The sequence below is a fragment of the Lacticaseibacillus camelliae DSM 22697 = JCM 13995 genome (assembly GCF_001311195.1).
GTDB classification, from domain to species: Bacteria; Bacillota; Bacilli; order Lactobacillales; family Lactobacillaceae; genus Lacticaseibacillus; species Lacticaseibacillus camelliae.
Genome location: NZ_BBAJ01000148.1, coordinates 1 through 1,568 on the forward strand (window position 1 = coordinate 1; position 1,568 = coordinate 1,568).

Genomic DNA, 1,568 nt, shown 5'->3' on the forward strand with positions numbered 1-1,568 from the left:
TGAAGTGCCCTACAATTGTTAGACAAAGTGTCTAATGATTGTGGGGCTTTTTTTGATGACAAAGTATTCTAGTAAACTTAAGGCAAAGGTGGTTGGCGAATATCGCAGAGGTGGAATTAGTATGGGCGACCTCTGCATTAAGTATGGGATTGGCTCTCACATGACAATTCAAACGTGGATTAATCAAGCGGAGCAGCATGGTTTGACCTCTCTCAAAGTCAAACATAGTAAAGCTGAGTACTCAGTAGACGCCAAGGTAGCAGTGGTAGAATACGTGCAAACACACGAGACTAGTCGTCGCAGAGCAGCGGCACACTTTGGCATCTCACCAACTCAGGTTAATAGTTGGATGAGAATCGTCCAAAAACAAGGTGTTGCTGGTCTGCGCCCTAAGCCTAAGGGAAGGCATACCACGAGTAAGCGAAAGAACAAGAAGAACGGCGAGAAGATTTTTAAGACGATCGAGCCCACCAAAGAAGAACAGTATCAGCAAGAGATTATGGAGCTTAAGCGGAAGCTGCACGAGGCAGAGATGAATCGCGACATTTTAAAAGTGCTAGCGACCATGACGGAGAACTCGCAGACTCACTCACCACGAAAGTGAAGGCGAGCGTCGTGACTTCGTTACGGCCGCAATATGGGCTTCCAGCACTGTTAGCTGCCTTGAAGCTACCAAGAGCAACCTATTACGACCGGCTCAAGCGTGACAAAAAGCCGGACAAATATGCCAAGCTAAAAGCCTTCATCAGGCCGCTATTCCATGAAAAACATGAGATTTACGGTTATCGCCGGATATACAAAGAAACGCTGAAAGCTGGCTTTAAGTACGCTGAGGAGACGGTCTGGCGGGTGATGAGGCGTATGGGATTGTCTGTGACGCTATATTCGAAGCATACGTCCAGGTACAGTTCCTACAAGGGAACCGTCGGAAACGTTGCGAAGAACGTACTGAAGCAGCACTTTAACGCGACACTACCGCTCACAGTGATGCATACCGACGTGACCCAAGTCCGGCTCGCTAACGGTCAATGGGGCTATATTTCAGCCATTACTGACGAGGCAAGCCGTGAGGTTCTTGCGTTCTCAGTAAGCAGTTCTCCTAACAAGGAAATGATCCAAGAGACGTTAAATGAACTCAAACGCCACCTCTTGCCTGGCTCTCGCCCGATTCTCCACTCGGATCAAGGCTGGCAATATCAGATTCCAAGTTACGTGGCGCAACTCAAGCAGATGAACATTCAGCAGAGCATGTCGCGTAAAGGCAATTGTCACGATAATGCGCCCATCGAAAGCTTCTTCAACTTGCTTAAACGAGAATGCCTAAACCGCCTCACTATCGGCAATATCGCAAATTTACGCGACAAAGTGGCCGAGTACAGCGACTGGTTCAACCATGAGCGGATTTCCTTGAACAAGGATGGTCTAACGCCCGTGGAGTACCGAGAGATGATGGTAACTGAGCAGATGGAAGTTGCATAAAAAGCCTACCTTCCGTTGAAGGTAGACTTCATTAAGGAACCAGATATTGTTGTGGTAGAAAATTTGTCTAACTTTTCTATGGCACTTCA

1 protein-coding gene and 1 pseudogene are annotated in these 1,568 nt (G+C 47.5%); both read left to right on the plus strand.

The window, feature by feature from the left end; all coding sequences use genetic code 11:
• Positions 1-121 precede the first annotated feature (121 nt).
• Positions 122-604 (plus strand): helix-turn-helix domain-containing protein, encoded by a 483-nt coding sequence (locus JCM13995_RS13410; RefSeq protein WP_305068861.1) that lies wholly within the window; start codon positions 122-124, stop codon positions 602-604.
• A pseudogene (locus JCM13995_RS13415) lies at positions 592-1,479 on the plus strand (IS3 family transposase); the annotation flags it as partial. The gene JCM13995_RS13410 and the pseudogene JCM13995_RS13415, both read left to right, overlap by 13 nt.
• Between the last annotated feature and the right edge of the window lie 89 nt (positions 1,480-1,568).

Coding starts and splice junctions, on each gene's coding strand:
- JCM13995_RS13410 (WP_305068861.1), top strand. CDS start 122: ATGGGCGACCTCTGCATTAAGTATGGGATTGGCTCTCACATGACAATT.